Origin of the sequence: Bacillus sanguinis (assembly GCF_018332475.1) — a bacterium.
Lineage (GTDB): Bacteria > Bacillota > Bacilli > Bacillales > Bacillaceae_G > Bacillus_A > Bacillus_A sanguinis.
The window spans coordinates 1-1,078 of sequence record NZ_BOQB01000421.1; the positions used below are offsets into that span (position 1 = coordinate 1).

A 1,078-nucleotide genomic window follows, 5' to 3' on the forward strand; every position below is an offset into this window, starting at 1 on the left:
AATTCTAATGTATATCCAATAATATTTGGATTTTTTATAATTAGTACTAATATACTGTTGTTGTATAACGGTGGATATGCGGTTAATAAATGGACTTTATTAATTTTGAGTTTTCTATTTTGGGGTATTCTAATATATATAATTCAAAATGAATATAGCTCGGAAGATTTAAAGATGCTATCAAAGATGATAGTTAATTTATTATTTTTCTTTACTGTAATAAACAGTGGTGAAAAGATTATAGATGATAAATTTTGGAAAAGAACTTTATTAGTATTTGAAGTGATTATAGTACTTAGTTTTGTACAATATATGTATCTATATTATAAATTAGATTTATTTTCTTTAATTGTTAATACAGCAGATTCAATGACAGCCTATAAAATAACTGAGAATCCCCAGTTACTATTTTGGGGTAATTATTCAAAGAATATTTTGGCAACAAAAATAATATTAGCACAAATTTGTTATTTCTATATAGTTATCAATAAATTCAAATTTACCAAGAAAAATATGCTACTTTTAATATTATCTGTGTGCAACGCAATATTATGTTTAAGTAGAACTGCACAATTAACTTATTTCGGTGCTTTGGGTATATATATATTATTTACAGTGATAAAATCAAAAAAAACATATATAAAAGTATTTGCAATGCTGCCAATGGTGTTAGGGCTTTGTCTTTTATTTGTGAAAATAGATGATTTACTTCGTATAAATTTTGATATTACAGATGGCGGTTATATTAGACTTATATATTGGAATACATTTTTAGAGAATTTTTTGGAAACTAGTTATTTCATAGGAAATGGATTATTGAGTACGGCTAATTTTTTAAGCAGGTACTCGTATTACTATATTGGTGAAAACAATATGCATAATGTATTTTTAAATATGTTACTTGATTTTGGCTTTGTAGGAACATCTCTCTATGTATTAATGCTAATTTTTTATTATCGCTCATATCGAAGGATATCTGCAAAGTTATATAATAGATTAATTTTAATTTTTTCGTGGTTTGCGGTAACATCCTTACAGTATGTAGGATATGATAATGATTTAATAGTTTTTTTGATAA

At 24.7% G+C, this 1,078-nt stretch carries 1 protein-coding gene; it reads left to right on the forward strand.

Annotated features, from left to right (window positions below; all coding sequences use genetic code 11):
• Positions 1–174: 174 nt before the first annotated feature.
• Positions 175–1,078, forward strand: a 904-nt coding sequence (locus KI369_RS27050; protein WP_238484964.1) for an O-antigen ligase family protein, incomplete at its 3' end; no start/stop codon positions are given.